Origin of the sequence: Aquipseudomonas guryensis (genome assembly GCF_014164785.1) — a bacterium.
In the GTDB taxonomy this organism is placed as follows: Bacteria; Pseudomonadota; Gammaproteobacteria; order Pseudomonadales; family Pseudomonadaceae; genus Aquipseudomonas; species Aquipseudomonas guryensis.
This window is the reverse complement of the sequence record NZ_JACJFN010000001.1, coordinates 1472243-1489973: the sequence shown is the minus strand read 5'-3', so window position 1 is coordinate 1489973 and position 17731 is coordinate 1472243. Positions and strand designations below refer to the sequence as shown.

Below are 17731 nucleotides of genomic sequence, written 5' to 3'. Positions count from 1 at the left end.
CCCGTAAATTTCGTAAGCGCCCGTCTTTACTGAAATTTTTTCTTTCTCTGGCTTGACACTGCAACGCCAAATCCGTTTAATAGCGCCCCGTTGCCCAGGTAGCTCAGTCGGTAGAGCAGGGGATTGAAAATCCCCGTGTCGGCGGTTCGATTCCGTCCCTGGGCACCAAGATACCGAGACCCCTGATCCCGTAAGGCTTCAGGGGTTTTTTGTTTATGGCCCTCCTAGCTGCGCCCCCGGATTCGTACAAAGGAGGCGTACAAAGTGGGTGCCATGCCGCAGCCGTTCCAGTGCCCGAAGACCGGGACTTACTACTATCGAAAGGTCATCCCGAAGGAGCTTCGCTCCCTGGTAGGACGTGGCTCGGAGTGGAAGGTGTCCCTGGGCACCAAGAGTCTGACCGAGGCCCGCATCCCGTTCGCGGAGGAGTCCGCCCGCTGCGAAGCGGCTATCAAGCTGGCCCGCGCCTCCCTGCGGAGTGAGTCGTCCCTTCTACCCGCCGACGCCCCTAAGCTGGCCGACCGCTGGGTAGCTGCCGAGCTGGCTGCTTGGGAGCGCGAGAACGACCTGATTCACCAGTTCCTGGCCCGCTCCGGCGGCGACGTCGTGACACCCCTGGAAGTGATGGACGAAGAGTGCCCTTCCCTTCAGGTCCTCTTGGCTGATGCCACGCGAAAGACCCTAGCCGCAGCCGGGCATCCAGTGCCCCCGCCGACCTCCCCGACCCATTCCGCACTCCATCGGGAGTTCTTCCTGGCCTGGCAAACCTTGTGCAAAACCGCCCTGCAACGCCACCACGGCGACTGGCGCACGACACCCGCCCTCCCCGCAGCCTCGCTTCCGCTGACGCAGGAAGCCCCCTCCCTCGGGCGTACAGGCAAGGGGCTCAGGTTGTCCGAAGTGGCGTCCAAGTGGGTCGAGTCGAAACGCCAGGACAGCGCCGGCCTGGGCGACCTATCGAAGACCATCGCCGAATACACGGACTGCATGCAGCGCCTGATCTTCGTGGTCGGTGACATTCCCGCATCGCAGGTAACCAAGGCCACCATCCACCACTTCCGCGTCACCCTGGGCCAACTCCCCAAAGGCCGTTGGAAGCCCGGCCTGACCTTGGACGCATTGCGCGCTCAAGTTGACCAGGGCGCCGCTACCATGGAGCTGGCGACGATACGCAAGAAGCTGGCCGCACTGGCGACCATCTTCAAGTTCGCCTGTGAGCGCCTGGAGGCCATGAAGGAGGAGCCAGTGGCCACTTCTGGAGTGCTGCGCGACCTTCGTAACGCAATCAACAAAGCCGCCCTTCACAATGAATCCCCTGACAAGGGATACAGCCGCAAGGAACTGGCAGCCATCTTCTGCAGCCCGTTATTTCATGGCCAGTGGAAGCCTCAGATTGCCGACTATGGTCAGGCGCTTTACTGGCTCCCGCTACTCATGGCCTACACAGGCGCACGTCGCGAGGAGGTCGCACAGCTCTTGGTATCCGACGTGGAGCAAGAGGCAGAGTCAGGCATCTGGTGCCTCGCCATACGCCCCGGCGACGGGAAGTCGCTGAAGACAGCCAGCAGTCGTCGCAAGGTACCGCTGCACGCCGACCTCCTGGCCCTGGGCTTCCTCGCCTACAAGGACAGCGTCCCGGCTGACGGGCGCCTATTCCCGAAGCTGAAGCCCCACAAGGACGGCCTCGGCCATGCCGTGGGCAAGGCCTGGAGTGACTATCTCGATGACATTGTGAAGCTTCAAAGTGCGGCCAAGCCCGCCCATGGGTTCCGCCACGCCTTCAAGACGCTCTGCCGCGAAGCGGGCATTCCCAAGGAAGTGCATGACTGGTTGACTGGCCACGCAGCATCCAACGTGGGGGACAGCTATGGCAGCGCCCCGATTTGTCGCATGGCGGAGGAGCTGAAGAAGTACCCGAGCATCGCCCGCATAGCTGGACTGCTGCCCAGTTAAAACGCCAGGGGCGCGGACACGCGGGCGCCCATTAGCCCCACTGGGAGCGTGATAGGCACCTCGAAGAACGCAGCCGCAGCCATCCATGGCCTATTGGCGTCATCCCTGCCGCAATCAACCCACTGACTTACGACTCAGTCGTCCTACAGCGGTCGTAAGTGGAGCCCCATCAGAAATCGGATTCCTCGTCGATGGGGTCAAGCACGTTGTGCAGCATCGACTCCACCTCCTGGCTCCTGATGTAGCGCTCCAGGTTGCTGCTGGAGCTGTCCAGGAAGCGGACGTCGGCCAGGTCGCAGGCTTCGTAGTAGGTCTTGGCCTTGGCCAGTATCGCGTCAGCGGCACGCAATGCCGAACGCATGGACTCGATTTTCTCCAGACCAAAGCTGTTCAGTCCTTGGACGATGGCGGGGACGGTACGTGCAATCAACTGACGCTCCTCCATAGCAGCCTCCGTGGTGCCCCGACCCAGCTCTCGCTTTAGGCCGCCGTAGTCGCACGAGAACAACCCCATGGCATTCTGGCTGCAGTAATCGTCCAGGGACTGATTGAAGGCCCGGATACCCCGCTGTCCGTCCTCCTTGGCCTTGCTGCGCTCTGCTTCGTAGTCAATGTCCTGCTCCCGTGCGGCCCAGCGCCTACGCAGCTCACGCAGGCGGTCGACCGTCCGTGAATTGATGTTGAAGGTTTCGGCCAGCTCCTTGTTTGTCTTGTCCCTGAAGGTGCTGAAGCTGGGGTCGTTGATAGCCCGCCAGGCGTTGTCGATGCGCTGGTCGTCTTCCAACTGGCGAAACAGCTCGGCGTTCTGTCGATAGCTGTGCTGCCTGGCGGCGTGGAGTCCCCGACCCTCCAGGAGCGTGATAGCGACCTCATGATGCCCCAGGAGCTTGATGGCCTCCAGACGGTGATGGCCACCGACCAGCCAAAAGCGTCTCCCGGTATGGGCCGCCTCATGGTCCGCCATGGCAACTACTTCCAAGGGGTTCTCCAGGCCGTTGGCGGCGATGCTCTGTTGCAGCCTGGCGATGTGGTCAACCCGCTGCTCGGCCTCACGACGCTGGCGCCGCATGGAAGCTGTAGTGTTCCGATTCTGCAGTGTTGTGTGAGTGTGGATGGCGTCCAGAGGAACAGATCGAAGTCCTTCCATCATGGTTACCTCAACGTGGCCGAACGATGGGGCCGAGGGCGAGCCAGCGGGGCTCCTCCCGGTCGCTTCGAGTCAGGCTCAGGAGGTCGTCATCCTCCCAGGACAGCCCAGCCGTCAGAGCCAGCTCCATGGCTTCAGCCAGGCGCGTCTCGCGGCATTTCTTCCTGCCCAGCGCGCAGGCCAGTGTTGTCAGGCGGTCAAGGTGGTCAGGGCGTAGGTGCAGGTTCAAGCGCACCAACTTGCGGGGGTGGTTCATTGGATTGAAGTCCTTCTTGTTAGGCGAGCGCCGGCGCCCCGCCAGGAGGACTCCGGGCAGGGGCAAGTAGAGATTTGGGAAAGTCTTAGGTTACGCGGCAGCCTGCGAGCTTGCAGTGATGCGCCGCGACTTGAGAATCGAGATGTAGGGCAGACGGAGAGAGTGCAGTAAACGTAGCGCATCAATCATGGCGCCTTGAACATCCGGCGAAGTGTCCGGGCTCAGCACAGGCCAATCATGAATCAAGCAGTCGCACAGCGCGTCGAGTTCGGGAGTAGGTACGCCTACATCAGCAGCCAGATCGCTGGCTATCTGAGCGGCGTCTAACACCGCATTCTGGAGCGCATTGGGCAAGACGCTTCCATAGACCTCGGCGACCATGAGGGGGCGGGATACGCCATTCTCGTCAGTGGTAATTTCGCATTGGCGGATTGGGTGCTTCGTCATAAACGGGGTTCCTTGAGTACAGCCATCGCCGCGCGCCGGATTCGCGGACTGCACGGGTGGCCTAGAGAAGTAGAGGGAGACCAGCCAAACAAAACGGTGGATGACTAATCTCAGAATGGCCGTAAAGTTTCAGTGATTATTCGCCAGCCACTTAATCACTCGGGTGAATAGCCATCCCGCCTCTTGTCGCCTTCTCCTTACTCAAGGATGGGCCCTATTGCGCCCTGCGCCGCCTCTACTCCGCGAGGTACTTGTAGAGGGTCGATAGCCCCATATTTAACTGCTTCGCCACAGCCGGCTTCGCCATGCCCTCGGCGACCAACTTTTTCGCCGTACTGACCAGCGCCGGGTTCAGCGCTTTGCGCCCGGTATATTTGCCTTCTCGTTTGGCCTTCTCGATGCCGATGCGCTGACGCTCCAGCATCAACTCCCGCTCCATCTTGGCCATGCCTGCCATCATCGTGAAGACCATCTCCCCGGCTGGGGTGGTTACATCGATGCCCAGGTTGTCGATCTGCAGGCGAACCTTTCGCTTCTTCAAATCCTCAGCCAAGGACAAGACCTCCACGCTGCTTCGCCCAAGGCGGGAGACTTCCCGAACAATCAGCGTGTCGCCCTCCTTCAGCTCCGCAAGCAGCTTCTTGAACCTGGGGCGGTCGGTGGTCGTCCCGCTGAAGACGTCCTCCACAACATGGTCGTAGGCGTACTTAGCCTTGAGAAAGGCTGCCTGCGCCTCAGGGTCCTGGTCGTTGGTGGAGACGCGGGCGTAGATGTAGGTCGCCATACCTGAATTTCCATTTGGAATCTTAGATGGAAATAGACTTCCATTTTTCTACGCCAAAAACAATCCCAAATAGAAAACTCTTAACGTCTCGTTAGGGGGTGGTTCAAATAGAAAATTGGGGGGGGGAGAGGAGAAGGTCGCAGTTGGCCATTAGGGCACCGCTGCGGGGGTGAAGCGCTGTTGCGTACTACATGAAGTGGATCATCGCCTGGGTAATGGTAACCCCATGCTCCTTGGCGTATGCCTCAATCAGGGCCATCTTCTTGCCCCTCTCCATAGCCGCCATAGAAGCATTCGACTCCGCTACCTTCAGGCGTAGACCTGCCTTCTTATCGGCGGACTTCCTGACTCCCTTGACCGCGTAGATACTGCTTTTGAACATCGCTTTGTCAGGGTTGTACTTCGCTTTCTTCTTTCTCTTGGCCATCGGCGTCTCCTTGAGCCGCTGGTTCCAGTGCCGCCCGATGCAAGCACCGGCCCCCGGCGGAGGGGGGAAAGTCAGCAAAGCACATTCACTAAAAGCCGAACAGATTTTTGCTCCGGTTTGAGGCCCATGACGCAGACACATGGGCATCACATACAGAACCATCCAGCCTGCGGAACAAAATATCAAATTGAGGTTGCACAATTAACCAAACACGGTTAACTTATAGATAGAGATTGGTCATAGAGCCATCTAGAGGGGACGCACAGCATGTTTACTGAATTTGGAAAGCTCCTCAGAAAAGCCCGCATCGACCACGGGCTGCTTCTGAAGGACATGGCTGAAGGATTAGGTGTCAGCTCCGCTTACCTATCGGCAGTAGAGACAGGGAAAAAGACTGTATCGGATGAGCTGATTCGTAAGGTGGCTGCATACCTCGGAATCCTTCCTAACACCCCGGAGTATAGGGAAATAGAGGACGCGGCACAGATAAGCAAGGGCCAAATCTCCCTTGAGGTTAGAGGACTCTCGCAACGGCACCAAGAGACCGCTCTGGCGTTCGCACGTCAGTTTGGCGAAATGCAGCCCAATGAACTGGACAGGCTTCTTGCCCTGCTGCAGAAGCCCAAGAAATAGGAGGTTGAGCGGATGAGCGGCCCTTCATGTGAAGTGCCACCTCGTAAGCAGAGCGAAATTTTCGAGGTGGCAATGGAAGTCCGGCGCGGACTCGGCATCCGAGTAGACGCCTTTCCAATTGCAGAAGTATTGGAGTTTGTAATGCCTGCAGCGTTTCCAGGGTTCGCACTGGAAGTCGCTGAGCTACATGAGATGGGCCCCAACCATGGCCTGACAATCCCTGCAGATAACATCATTAGGCTTCGCCAAGATGTCTATGACGGGATGGTAGACGGCCGAGGTAGAGATCGGTTCACCGCCGCTCACGAACTCGGTCACTACCTGATTCACCGTAATGTGCCCATTCGGTTCCACAGGGCAGAGAACGGGCGCCTACCGGCTTACCGGGACAGTGAATGGCAGGCGAACACTTTTGCCGGGGCTCTCTTGATGCCACCTGACCTGGTCAGGCACTGCGAGAGCCTTGGAGAAATTGTGGAGCGTTTTCAGGTGTCTAGGGACGCTGCCCAAGTACACAACAAGATCCTTGCGAAGAAGGGTCTCATGAGAATTTTGAGCTGAGTCTGGAGCGCCAACTCCAGCCAGCCCTGCGAGTTGAAGGGGAGGAACTCGCACTTGCGGACGTCAATCTGCGAACGGAAGGTTAGTCATTTCGAAGCAGAATGCAAGAAAAAAATCCCCTCCCTTAAGGAGGTGAAGATGGCCAATGCCCAAAAAACCGGCCCCTAAAGGCTTTCGCTGGGTGTGCTGCCGCTACCGTCGAGTGAAGAACTCCGACCGGATGCTGGACGCCCACGAGTACGGTCATGAAGCATGGTGCTTCTTGGTCCGGGCCTGACCTGCAGTACCCCCACTTACGGACTAACCGTGGGTGGGTTCTACCTAGCGTGATAGTCCATCAATCCTTCCAGGAGAAGAGATATGAGCAATAAGCGCGGTCGTGACTCGGGTAGTGGGCGCTTCATCCCCGTTGAGGAGGCGAAACGCCGCCCGAAGACCACCACAGTAGAAACCATCCCGAAGCCATCTCCGAAAAAGAAATGACTTTGTGATGTGGACGGGCCTGGCATCCGCCGGGCCTTTCCTTTTCTGCACGACGCATCTGAGAGCCCCCTCGGGTGCTTTCATTTTTAGGGGCATTTATTGGGGCATTTCGTACAAGAAGGTCGTACAATACTGGCCCTCACGCGCAGCTAGAGCCTTGATGGCGCGGGGGCTGTGGTTTTAATGGGTGTCTCGGCGGTTCGATTCCGTCCCTGGCACCACTAATACCGAGAAACCCCAAGCGAAGTTAAATTCCTTGGGGTTTTTTATTGCCTGTGAATCCTGCAACGACCGCCCCTCATCAACAGCCATTCCCAGCACGCAATTTCCCTTGAACCGATCCACCAGCGCATCTGCCCAGGCAATCTGGAAGGGACACGGAGCAGGTGCAATACTCAAGCGTGCGCAACTCCCGTCCGAGTCGGCACACCGCCGAGGGTAATCAGTGATGACAGCCAGCTTCACGGTTGGGCACAGCCCACTCCTTGTCGACTCCAGCCTGCTCAGCCGCCTGGCTAGCGAGGGCGTCGCGCTGCGCAGCGTGGAGCAGCCGGGCGATTTCGCCGCAAACAGCCTGGAAGTGTTGCTGCTCGACAGCCTGTTGCTGGCCAGCCAGCCGCTGCCGGCCTGGTTGGGCACGGGCGCCAGCTTGGTAGCCTTCGATGCCCCCTCTGGAGTCCTGCCGCTGCCCGCTGGTGCCAGCGAAGACGAACTGCTGGCCCTGCTCGGCTTCGCCGCCGAGCAGTTCCGCCTGAAGCAGAAAACCACGCAACTGGCCAACGCCCTGCAGAGCAAGGATGGCGATCTACAGAAGCTCGTCGATGTCGGCCTGGCGCTGTCTGCCGAGAAGGACCTGGAGCGCCTGCTGAGCAAGATCCTCACCGAGGGCCGGCGGCTGTCCAACAGCGACGCGGCCTCGCTGTTTCTGGTCGACAAGAAGGGCGAACAGCCCCAGCTGATTTTCAAGCTGACGCAGAACAGCTCGATGCCAACGCGCTTCCAGGAACAACGCATGCCGCTGACCAAGGCCTCGATTGCCGGCTACGTGGCGCTGACCAGTACCGAGCTGGATATTGCCGACGCCTACGCCATCCCCGCCGAGGCGCCGTACCGCTTCAACCGCTCGTTCGACATGCAGGTGGGCTACCGCACCATGTCGCTGCTGGCGATCCCCATGCTCAACCACCGTCATGAGGTGGTTGGCGTGCTGGAGTTTATCAATTGCCAGAACGCCGCCGGCGAGGCGATTCCCTTCGATGCGGTGATGGCTACCTCGTTGCGCGCCCTGGCCAGCCAGGCGGCGGTGGCGATCGAGAACCGTCAGTTGCTGGACGACATCAGCCAGCTGTTCGACGGCTTCGTGCAGGCCTCGGTGTTTGCCATCGAGCAGCGCGACCCCACCTCTAGCGGCCACTCGTTCCGCGTCGCCGACCTGTGCATCGCCCTCGCCCGCCAGCTGCCGCAGGCGCCGCAAGCGCATATCCGCCAGCAGGCATTCAACGACGAGGGCCTGCGCGAGCTGCGCTACGCCGCGCTGCTGCATGACTTTGGCAAGGTTGGCGTGCGCGAGCATGTGCTGACCAAGGCCAAGAAACTGCCCGAGTCGGCAGTCGACAACCTGCGCTACCGGGTGGCGCTGGCCAAGGAGAGCCTGCAGAACCAGATGCTCAAGCGCATGCTGCACGCCTACCGTAACCACGGCGGCCTGGCCGAGGAGCAGCGCTTGCAGTGGGAAAGCGAGCTGGCCTTGGAGTGCGAGCGCCTCGATCATTACCTGCGCGACATTCTCAAGGCCAACGAGCCGAGCGTGCTGACCGAGGGCGACTTCCAGCACCTGCAGGAGATCCAGGGCCAGGTGGTGAAGAACCACGACGACAGCCTGATCGGCCTACTCTCGGACAGCGAATTCTGCGCGCTGGCCATCCGCCGCGGCAGTCTGACCCAGGAGGAACGCGCCGAGATCGAACGCCACGTGGTGCACACCCGCGACTTCCTCCAACTGATTCCCTGGACCCCCGCCCTGCAGCGCATCCCGGAAATCGCCGCAGCGCACCACGAAAAGCTCGACGGCAGCGGCTACCCCAAAGGTCTGGCCGGTGATGCCATCCCCTGTGCCTCGCGGATCATGACCATCTGCGACATTTACGACGCGCTGACCGCCGCCGACCGCCCGTACAAGCCGGCGGTACCCACCGACCACGCCCTCGATATCCTCCAGTCGGAGGTCAAGAGTGGCCTACTGGATGGCGACCTGGTACGGGTATTCATCGAGTCGCGCTGCTACATCAACCCAGGCCAGAGCATGCCGCTACCGGCACCAAGCACGGCCCTGACCACGCCGGGCGCGCCACCCTACGCCCACCATGTCTGCGACTTCGAGCCGGGCAGCAAGCACAGCCATTGAACGGGTTTGCTCTAGCTCCCCTCTCCCACTTGTGGGAGAGGGGCTGGGGAAGAGGGAACTGGCACACTCAACCTCCCCCGTGCTTCAACGCCTGCCGACGTGTCCGTCAACACCTCGCCGTAGCCCGGATTCAACCCGGGAAACAGGCAGCTCCGCTCCCGGATTGCATCCGGGCTACCACGCTGCACTGGGCAACTCCCCCTCTCCCGTAAACAGGAGAGGGGGCAAAAGCAGTTTGTGCCTGCCCATCACCCAAACAAAACCCGCCGACTTGGCGGGTTTTGTTGTTACAGGCTCGTCCTTATCTACCGGATAGCACCTGCTGATAGCGCTGCTCCAGGGTCAGCTGACTGCCATTGCCGCTGAAGCGCTCCAGGTACAGGTAGGTCGGCTCCAGGCGGGTCAAGCGGTCGCCGATATTCGGGTGCACCTTGAGGAAGGTCACCAGGGCGGCATCATCCTGCCTCATGGTCGCCATGCCTTGCAGCACAGTGGCCAGGCCGTAGGGGTCATATCCGGCGCGGGCGGCGATCACCGCGCCCATGGCATCGGCCTCGTACTCGTCACCGCGATCGAGGCCACGGGTATAGAGGTTAGTCACCACCTGATCGAACTTGGTGTTGGCCAGCGCATCGCCGCCACTGGAGCCACCCGAACTGGCCTGGTGTGCCTGCACCGCAAGGCGCGTGACATTGGCCAGCAAGCCGGCGCCGGCCTGCTGCTTGATTGCATCGAGGTGATGCTGGCGCACCACGTGGGCAACTTCATGGGCCAGTACGCCGGCTAACTCGGCCTCGCTGTCCATCCGCGCGAGCAGGCCACTGGTGATGAATACATAGCCGCCAGGCGCGGCGTAGGCGCCCACCGCCGAGTTGTTCAATACGCCGAAGCGCCAGGGCAGATCGGGACGCTCGCTGTTCAGCGCCACCCAGCGACCCACCCGGTTGACGTAGGCCTGCAGCGCCGGGTTATCCAGCAGCGCTGCCTGCTGGAGCAACAGGGCAGCGGTATTGCTGCCGATAACCTGTTCTTCGTCATCGGTCTTATCGGCCATGGCGCTGATATTTTTGCTGGCGCTGGACAGCACGCCCAGGTCAACACCCTGGATATTCACGCCCTCGAGAGACTCCAGGCCCTGACAGGCCGTGAGGCTGGCGAACAGGGCGAGTAGTACGGCACGGCATAGAAGGGCTTTCATGCTCTCGGCTCCTGCTCAGTTGGGGTAGGCGATGGTCTGGCTACGCAGCCCGCCGGATTGGGCGAAGGCGCGAGCGCTGCCGGGGGTCACCGCGTAGCGATCAAGCTCTTGCAGCGACTGGCTGCCCGCACCGCCCGCCTCCAGCTGGTCATCGCTGACCCCACGCACACCGGTGGCCACGCCGGTCGCCGGCGCCACGGCCGTACTGCTTTCCAGCAGCGCGCCAAGGTTGCCGCCCTTGGCTGCAGCACTTTTGTCGAAGCGCACCGCCAGCAACGCCACCCAACCCTGCTGGCCGGCACTGGTCTGCACCTGATACCAGCCGCCCTGGCGCGTGAGAATGCTCAACCGGCTCTGTGCAGGCAGTTGCTGCAGCACCGGCGCCGCGGCACCGGCCGCTTCACGCAGGGCGGTGGCCGCCACAGTAATACCGCTGCGCACTTCGGCCTGCACGACGGTACTGATTAGCCAGCCCGTCAGCAGCAGAACAGCAGTAAACGCTCTGATCATGATGGTTTTCTCCTAGGTTCGAAGAGGGTCACCGGCTCGTTACGGCCCTTGACCTGGAAATCGCCGTGAGGCAAGAAATCGAATGCATCGCCACAGGCCTGCATGGTCGCGGCCGATACCAGCAGGCGCGCGCGGCCCTTGGTCAGGCCCTCGATGCGGCTGGCCAGGTTCACCGTGTCACCAATGGCAGTGTAGTCATAGCGCTTGCTGGTACCGACCATGCCGACCACCGCCGGACCGGTGTGCAGGCCGATGCCGATGTCGAAATCCGGGTGATTGAAGTCGCGGCGGTAACGCTCGACGTTGTCGATCATCTCCAGCGCCGCATTCACCGCATCCACGGCCTGATTGGGGTTGTCTTGCGGGGCACCCCAGAAGGCCATGATCGCGTCGCCGATGAACTTGTCGAGGGTCGCGCGGTGCTTGAACAGCACATCCACCTGGCCGGCAAAATAGTTCTCCAGGATCTGCATGATTTCCTGGGCACTGTGCCGCTCGGACATGGTGGTGAAGTTACGGATATCGGAAAACAGCACGGTCAGCTGGCAGTCGCGACTGGCCAGCAGGGCCTGTGGGTCTTCGCGCGCCACCAACTGGGCCACCACCTGCGGGTCGAGGAAGCGGCTGAACATGCTGATGGTGGTATTCAACTGCTGCCGGCGGCGCCGGTAGAACACCGCCAGGGCCAGGGCCAGCAGCAACCACAGCGCCAGCAGGCTGGGTAGCACACTGACCAGCAGGCCGTTGCGTGCCAGCAAATAGGCGCCGCCGAACAGGCCCAGGCTCAGCCCGACGGTCAGCAGGCTGACCAGCAGCAGTCGCTCACGCAGCAGCAACAACTGGAGCAGCAGCACTAGTGCCACACAGAGCAGCGGCATCAGCCAGCCGGGGGCAGCGTGCAACTGTTCGCCGTTGAGCAGGTTGTCGATGGCGGTGGCGAGGATGAACACCGCCGGGTACAGGTCATCCAGCGGTGTGCGGCGCAGGTCGTAGAGCCCGGCCGCGGTGGTGCCGATGACGATGATCTTGCCGCTGAAGTAGTCGGCCGGCAGCTTGCCCGCCTCACCACGGGCCTGGGCCAGGGCCTCGGCAAAAGGAATGCGCGGATAGGGCACGCGACTGGCGCCCTGCCAATCGAGCAGGAAGCTGTCCTGCGCCGGCAACTGCACGGACCGATCCTGCGCCAGGCGCGCCGGCAGCGAGGGCATGCGCCAGTCGCCGAAACGCCGGTAGAGGTCATAGCGGCGACCGACGCCGTCGCCATCGGGGGTGAAATTGATGGTGCCGGTCTTCCACAGCGTCGCCGGCAACGCCTGCGGCAACAGCAGCAGGCCGCGCTGCTGTGGATCGCCGACGCGCAGACCGGCCTGCGGCGGGTAACTGCTTAATAGCGGAGCTTTGCCGGGGTCGACCGCCTGCTGCTGCAAGGCGGCCAGATAGACCCTGTCGGTTTGCGCCAGGACTTCGGCGAAATAGGCATCGGCGTCCGGATGGAAGCGATCCGCTTCGCTGAACAGCACATCGAACACCACCGCCTCGGCCTGTTGCGCCAGCAGGTGTTCGAGCAGTTCGGCATGCAGCGAGCGCGGCCAGGGCCACTTGCCCGCCTCGCCGGCCAGCACCTGCAAACTGGTGTCGTCGATATCGATCACCACCAGGCGCGGGTCCGGCACCTGCTGGGCGGCACGCTGGCGAATCAGCCAGTCGCCGTGGCTGTTGCTCCAGCGCTGCAGCGGTGCCCACAGGTGCAGCACGGGCACCAGCAGCACCACCAGGGCGCACACCAGCCACAAAGCCGAACGAAAGGATCGTGATGACTGCTGCGCCTGCTGCATGACTTCCCCCGGCAGTTACGCGCCAATGCCCGCTTCTCTGGACGGGCTGGACACACTTTAGCAGAGCGCCAAGCCCCGTGACCCGCGGGTTCCCGACTTCACCCTGGCGAGCGCCTGCCGTAAACTGCGCGACCTTTGCGCAAGCTGCAGGCAGTGCGCTGCACGCGCCGCGCCCGCCAGCGAAATCGCGCAATAGCAGACCTTCGCAGCGGCCTCTTTTGTTCCTGCGCGACAAGCAACTGCGGCGATGCGACACCAATGCCAATCCGCGCGGCACTAGCCGCCTCTACCCGCTTGGCGCCCCAGTTGGCGCTATGCTAGCTTGGCGCCACGCCAGGATGGCGGCCAGCCGCCGGAGCGCACTCCGTACCCAAGAGGACCCCCCATGGCCGAGGCAACGCCCGCGCTGGAAATTCGCAATCTGCACAAACGCTACGGCGACCTTGAAGTACTCAAGGGCATCTCGCTGACGGCCCGCGACGGCGATGTGATCTCCATCCTCGGCTCATCCGGCTCAGGCAAGTCGACCTTCCTGCGCTGCATCAACCTGCTGGAAAACCCGCATCAGGGCCAGATTCTGGTCGCCGGCGAAGAGCTCAAGCTCAAGCCTGCGAAGAACGGCGATCTGGTCGCCGCCGACAGCAAGCAGATCAACCGCCTGCGCAGCGAGATCGGCTTCGTCTTCCAGAACTTCAACCTGTGGCCGCACATGAGCGTGCTCGACAACATCATCGAGGCGCCGCGCCGCGTGCTGGGCAAAAGCCGCGCCGAAGCCACCGAGATTGCCGAAGCCCTGCTGGCCAAGGTTGGTATCGCCGACAAGCGCCACGCCTACCCCAACCAGTTGTCCGGTGGTCAGCAGCAACGTGCCGCGATTGCACGCACCCTGGCCATGCAGCCTAAAGTGATACTGTTCGACGAGCCGACTTCGGCCCTCGACCCGGAAATGGTACAGGAAGTGCTTAACGTCATCCGCGCGCTGGCCGATGAAGGTCGCACCATGCTGCTGGTGACCCACGAGATGAACTTCGCCCGCCAGGTTTCCAGTGAAGTGGTATTCCTCCACCAGGGCCTGGTAGAAGAACAGGGGCCGCCCGACCAGGTGTTTGACAACCCGCAATCGGCACGCTGTAAACAATTCATGTCCAGCAATCGCTAACACGGAGCAATACGATGCAGAACTATAAGAAGATCCTGTTTGCCGCAGTCGCCACCCTGGCCTTCGGCACCAGTGCAATCGCCGCGGACAAACTGAAAATCGGCACCGAAGGCGCCTACCCACCCTTCAACCTGATCGACGCCAGCGGCCAAGTCGGCGGCTTCGACGTGGAAATCGCCAAGGCTCTGTGCGCCAAGATGGCGGCCGAGTGCGAAGTGGTCACCTCCGACTGGGACGGCATCATCCCGGCCCTGAACGCGAAGAAGTTCGACTTCCTCGCCGCCTCCATGTCGATCACCGAAGAGCGCAAAGCCGCGGTCGACTTCACCGACGCCTACTACACCAACAAACTGCAATTCATCGCCCCGAAGGCTTCCGACCTGAAAGCTGACAAAGTCAGCCTGAAAGGCAAGGTCATCGGTGCCCAGCGCGCCACCATTGCCGGCACCTGGCTGGAAGACAACCTGGACGGCGTGGTCGAGATCAAACTCTACGACACCCAGGAAAACGCCTACCTCGACCTGTCCTCGGGCCGCCTCGACGGCGTGCTGGCTGACAAGTTCGTCAACTGGGAATGGCTGAAGAGCGACGCCGGCAAGGACTTCGAGTTCAAGGGCGAGCCGGTCTTCGACAACGACAAGATCGCCATTGCCGTACGCAAGGGTGACCCGCTGCGTGAGAAGCTGAACGCTGCCCTGAAGGAAATCGTCGCCGACGGTACCTACAAGCAGATCAACGACAAGTACTTCCCGTTCAGCATCTATTGATGCCGCCTGACCGCCGCCCTAGCGGGCGGCGGTCATTCCTCGCAGTAGTCCTCAGATGATCTTCGACCTCCACGGATTCGGCCCGGCCCTGCTGGCTGGCGCGCTGATGACCATCCAGTTGGCGCTTTCCGCATTGTGCCTGGGCCTTGTGCTCGGCCTGCTCGGCGCCCTGGCCAAGACTTCGCCGCACAAGCCGCTGCAATGGCTTGGTGGCAGCTACTCGACCATCGTTCGCGGCGTGCCCGAACTGCTCTGGGTCCTGCTGATCTACTTCGGCACGGTCAACCTGATGCGCAGCATCGGTGAAGCACTGGGCAAACCCGACCTCGAACTGAACGCCTTCGCGGCCGGCACCATCGCCCTCGGTCTGTGTTTCGGCGCTTACGCCACCGAAGTGTTCCGCGGCGCCATCCTGGCCATCCCCAAGGGCCACCGCGAAGCCGGCCAGGCCCTTGGCCTGTCCAGCCCGCGCATCTTCTGGCGGCTGATCCTGCCGCAGATGTGGCGCATCGCCCTGCCGGGCCTGGGCAACCTGTTCATGATCCTGATGAAGGACACCGCCCTGGTCTCGGTCATCGGCCTGGAAGAAATCATGCGCCGCGCGCAGATCGCCGTGACCGCCAGCAAGGAACCCTTCACCTTCTTCTTGGTCGCCGCCTTCATCTATCTGGGGCTGACCGTCCTCGCCATGATCGGCATGCATTTCCTCGAGAAACGCTCCAGTCGTGGTTTTGTCAGGAGCGCGTCGTGAACTGGGAAGTCATCGTCAAATACCTGCCCAAACTGCTCGAAGGCGCCTGGCTGACCCTCGAACTGGTCGGCATCGCCGTTATCGCCGGACTGATCCTCGCCCTGCCCATGGGCATCGCCCGCGCCTCACGGCACTGGTACGTGCGCGCCCTGCCCTACGGCTACATCTTCTTCTTCCGCGGCACGCCGTTGCTGGTGCAGCTGTTCCTCGTCTACTACGGCGTGGCGCAGTTCGACATCGTGCGTAACGGCCCACTCTGGCCCTATCTGCGCGATCCGTACTGGTGCGCGATCCTGACCATGACCATGCACACCGCCGCCTATATCGCCGAGATCCTGCGCGGCGCAATCCAGGCCGTGCCACCGGGCGAGATCGAAGCAGCACGCGCCCTGGGCATGTCACGGGCGCAGGCGATGGTCTACATCATCCTGCCGCGTGCGGCGCGTATCGGTCTGCCGGCGTACAGCAACGAAGTGATACTGATGCTCAAGGCCAGCGCCCTGGCCAGCACCGTGACCCTGCTCGAGCTGACCGGCATGGCGCGCACCATCATCGCCCGCACCTACCTGCCGGTGGAGATATTCTTCGCCGCTGGGCTGTTCTACCTGGTCATCGCCTACGTCCTGGTGCGCGGCTTCAAGCTGCTGGAGCGCTGGCTACGGGTAGATGCCTGCCAGGGCCGCTGACCCCTCCTGCGGGCAGGGGTTGGCCGCGACAGAGCTGAACCGCAGATGATTCTCAGCGGTCCCGCCTTGCTCGAACGCTTCCTGGCCCTGGACGATTTTCTAGTCGCCCACCAAGCGCTGTGGCGGCCGAAACCCTTCACCGAGCTGCAGCTGGCCTGGGAAACTCAGCACCCACAGCTGGCACACTGGCTGCGCGCGCGCAGCCTGGAGCAGGCCGAAGCCAGCCACAATCAGCCACACCTGCTCGACGCCCCCGCGCCCTTCCCACAACTGGCGCGCACAGCACAGCAGTTGAGCGAACTCGGCGAATTACCGGGCACAACCCTGGCAAGCCTGCCGGCGCGCTACTCGGTGGATGTGCCGGGACGCAAATGGCTGCAGATCGAAGCCTTCGCCAGCCGCCTGCAATTTCGCCAAGCGCCCAGCCACTGGCTCGACTGGTGCGCCGGCAAAGGCCACCTCGGTCGCCTGCTGGCCCACGACGGCAGCGCACTGACCTGCCTGGAATACGACCCGCAACTGGTCGCCGCCGGCCAGCAACTGAGCGCACGCCTGCACCTGCCAGCCCTGCACCAGCAGCAGGATGTGCTGGCCGCCGATGCCACAGACAAACTGCTCAGCGAACACACCCCAGTGGCCCTGCACGCCTGCGGCGACCTCCATGTGCGCCTGCTGCAACTGGCCAGCGCCAAGGGCTGCAAGCAACTGGCGGTAGCCCCTTGCTGCTACAACCGTATCCAGGCCGCGCACTACCAGCCGCTTTCCAGCCCGGCGCAAAGCTCGACCTTGCAGCTGTCGCGTGACGACCTGGGCCTGCCACTCAGCGAAACCGTCACGGCCGGCCAACGCGTCCGTCGCCAACGCGACCAGTCGATGGCCTGGCGCCTGGCATTCGACCTGCTGCAGCGACAACTGCGCGGCAGCGACCAGTACCTGCCAACCCCCTCTCTGCCGGTCAGCTGGCTGGCCAAGGACTTCGCCAACTACTGCCGCGACCTGTCCGCGCTCAAGGAGTTGCCAGCACCCACGCCGCGTGACTGGCAGCATCTCGAAGCCCAGGGCTGGCAACGCCTGGCCCAGGTTCGCAACCTCGAACTGCTGCGCAACCTGTTCCGCCGCCCCCTGGAACTCTGGCTGCTGCTCGATCTTGCCCTGTATCTGGAAGCACAGGGCTACCGCGTCAAGCTGGGCAGCTTCTGTAGCTACCAGCTCAGCCCACGCAATCTGCTGCTGCTCGCCGAACACGCCTGACAAGCTACCCACAAAAGCTGTGGATAACTCTGTGAGTAGATTCTGCAGAACTCGCCCCAGAGCCCACGCTCCCAGCCCCTCAGGAAGCTGTCGCTTTCTTGATCAAAATTAAAAGTCGATAAAAAACAGCGCGTTATAGCCATCTGCGATCTGCCGCACAAAATTCGCCCAAACGCAGCAAGCACGCCTCGTCATTGTGCATAAGCAAATTGCTGCTGATACCCAGCCCCATTTCTTCTGCATCGCAACGGGTTTACTCCGCGCCACCAATGGCTATAATGGCCGCCCTTGCCGGTATAGCTCAGCTGGTAGAGCAACTGACTTGTAATCAGTAGGTCCCGGGTTCGATTCCTGGTGCCGGCACCACACAAACGAAAAAGGCTCACCTTACGGTGGGCCTTTTTCGTTTGTGTCCAGCATCACGTTGAGCAATAGCGCGAAGGGGAGGCTAGATGAGTAAGGGCTCAGTCAAACGCACA

At 61.9% G+C, this 17731-nt stretch carries 17 protein-coding genes and 2 tRNA genes; 12 read left to right on the top strand and 7 right to left on the bottom strand.

Annotation, left to right across the window (positions count from 1 at the left end):
• The first annotated feature begins 92 nt into the window (after nt 1–92).
• Nucleotides 93–168: transfer RNA gene (locus H3H45_RS06810), tRNA-Phe, on the top strand.
• Nucleotides 169–273: 105 nt separating this feature from the next.
• Complete coding sequence (locus H3H45_RS06805) at nt 274–1953, top strand: site-specific integrase (RefSeq protein WP_182832945.1); 1680 nt, start codon at nt 274–276, stop codon at nt 1951–1953.
• Between the two features lie 169 nt (nt 1954–2122).
• On the opposite strand, the gene H3H45_RS06800 is transcribed toward H3H45_RS06805, so the two are convergent.
• The 4 genes from H3H45_RS06800 to H3H45_RS06785 form a co-directional block, all read right to left on the bottom strand.
• Nucleotides 2123–3103 carry a ParB N-terminal domain-containing protein gene (locus H3H45_RS06800; protein WP_182832944.1) on the bottom strand — a complete coding sequence of 327 codons (981 nt, stop codon included), beginning with the start codon at nt 3101–3103 and terminating at the stop codon, nt 2123–2125.
• A gap of 343 nt (nt 3104–3446) precedes the next feature.
• Complete coding sequence (locus H3H45_RS06795) at nt 3447–3803, bottom strand: hypothetical protein (protein WP_182832943.1); 357 nt, start codon at nt 3801–3803, stop codon at nt 3447–3449.
• A 235-nt stretch (nt 3804–4038) separates the two neighbouring features.
• A complete protein-coding gene (locus H3H45_RS06790) occupies nt 4039–4587 on the bottom strand; it encodes a recombinase family protein (protein WP_182832942.1) in 549 nt (182 codons plus the stop codon).
• Nucleotides 4588–4774: 187 nt separating this feature from the next.
• Entirely contained in the window at nt 4775–5014 is a 240-nt protein-coding gene (locus tag H3H45_RS06785) for a hypothetical protein (RefSeq protein WP_182832941.1), read from the bottom strand.
• Nucleotides 5015–5281: 267 nt separating this feature from the next.
• On the opposite strand from H3H45_RS06785, the gene H3H45_RS06780 reads away from it, so the two are divergent.
• The 4 genes from H3H45_RS06780 (at nt 5282) to H3H45_RS06770 (ending at nt 9095) form a co-directional block, all read left to right on the top strand.
• Nucleotides 5282–5647: a helix-turn-helix domain-containing protein gene (locus H3H45_RS06780; protein ID WP_182832940.1), complete on the top strand. Its 366-nt coding sequence runs from the start codon at nt 5282–5284 to the stop codon at nt 5645–5647.
• 12 nt (nt 5648–5659) lie between these two features.
• The gene (locus H3H45_RS20325) at nt 5660–6208 is read left to right on the top strand and encodes an ImmA/IrrE family metallo-endopeptidase (RefSeq protein ID WP_182832939.1); all 549 of its coding nucleotides are present in this window, start codon (nt 5660–5662) and stop codon (nt 6206–6208) included.
• A 360-nt stretch (nt 6209–6568) separates the two neighbouring features.
• The gene (locus H3H45_RS20275; RefSeq protein WP_257722342.1) at nt 6569–6691 is read left to right on the top strand and encodes a hypothetical protein; all 123 of its coding nucleotides are present in this window, start codon (nt 6569–6571) and stop codon (nt 6689–6691) included.
• Nucleotides 6692–7139: 448 nt separating this feature from the next.
• Entirely contained in the window at nt 7140–9095 is a 1956-nt protein-coding gene (locus H3H45_RS06770; RefSeq protein ID WP_182832938.1) for an HD domain-containing phosphohydrolase, read from the top strand.
• A gap of 301 nt (nt 9096–9396) precedes the next feature.
• Here the strand turns inward: H3H45_RS06770 and H3H45_RS06765 are convergent, their stop codons facing one another.
• From H3H45_RS06765 to H3H45_RS06755, 3 genes are read right to left on the bottom strand one after another with little or no spacing between them, the layout of a single operon-like run.
• Complete coding sequence (locus tag H3H45_RS06765) at nt 9397–10293, bottom strand: M48 family metalloprotease (RefSeq protein WP_182832937.1); 897 nt, start codon at nt 10291–10293, stop codon at nt 9397–9399.
• Between the two features lie 15 nt (nt 10294–10308).
• Nucleotides 10309–10803, bottom strand: a complete 495-nt coding sequence (locus tag H3H45_RS06760; RefSeq protein WP_182832936.1) for an SH3 domain-containing protein — start codon at nt 10801–10803, stop codon at nt 10309–10311.
• Nucleotides 10800–12638 carry an adenylate/guanylate cyclase domain-containing protein gene (locus H3H45_RS06755; RefSeq protein ID WP_182832935.1) on the bottom strand — a complete coding sequence of 613 codons (1839 nt, stop codon included), beginning with the start codon at nt 12636–12638 and terminating at the stop codon, nt 10800–10802. Before H3H45_RS06755 ends, H3H45_RS06760 begins: the two co-directional genes overlap by 4 nt.
• A gap of 385 nt (nt 12639–13023) precedes the next feature.
• Here H3H45_RS06755 and H3H45_RS06750 point away from each other — a divergent pair, with 385 nt between their 5' ends.
• From H3H45_RS06750 to H3H45_RS06725, 6 genes are all read left to right on the top strand, one after another.
• Complete coding sequence (locus H3H45_RS06750) at nt 13024–13797, top strand: ABC transporter ATP-binding protein (protein ID WP_182832934.1); 774 nt, start codon at nt 13024–13026, stop codon at nt 13795–13797.
• 14 nt (nt 13798–13811) lie between these two features.
• Nucleotides 13812–14564 (top strand): ABC transporter substrate-binding protein, encoded by a 753-nt coding sequence (locus H3H45_RS06745; RefSeq protein ID WP_182832933.1) that lies wholly within the window; start codon nt 13812–13814, stop codon nt 14562–14564.
• A 55-nt stretch (nt 14565–14619) separates the two neighbouring features.
• Nucleotides 14620–15315: an ABC transporter permease gene (locus H3H45_RS06740; protein WP_173211390.1), complete on the top strand. Its 696-nt coding sequence runs from the start codon at nt 14620–14622 to the stop codon at nt 15313–15315.
• Nucleotides 15312–16001, top strand: coding sequence for an ABC transporter permease (locus H3H45_RS06735; RefSeq protein WP_182832932.1), 690 nt, complete (start codon nt 15312–15314; stop codon nt 15999–16001). Before H3H45_RS06740 ends, H3H45_RS06735 begins: the two co-directional genes overlap by 4 nt.
• Before the next feature lie 45 nt (nt 16002–16046).
• Nucleotides 16047–17252, top strand: coding sequence for a methyltransferase (locus tag H3H45_RS06730; protein WP_182832931.1), 1206 nt, complete (start codon nt 16047–16049; stop codon nt 17250–17252).
• A 290-nt stretch (nt 17253–17542) separates the two neighbouring features.
• A tRNA-Thr gene (locus H3H45_RS06725) sits at nt 17543–17618 on the top strand.
• Nucleotides 17619–17731: the final 113 nt, after the last annotated feature.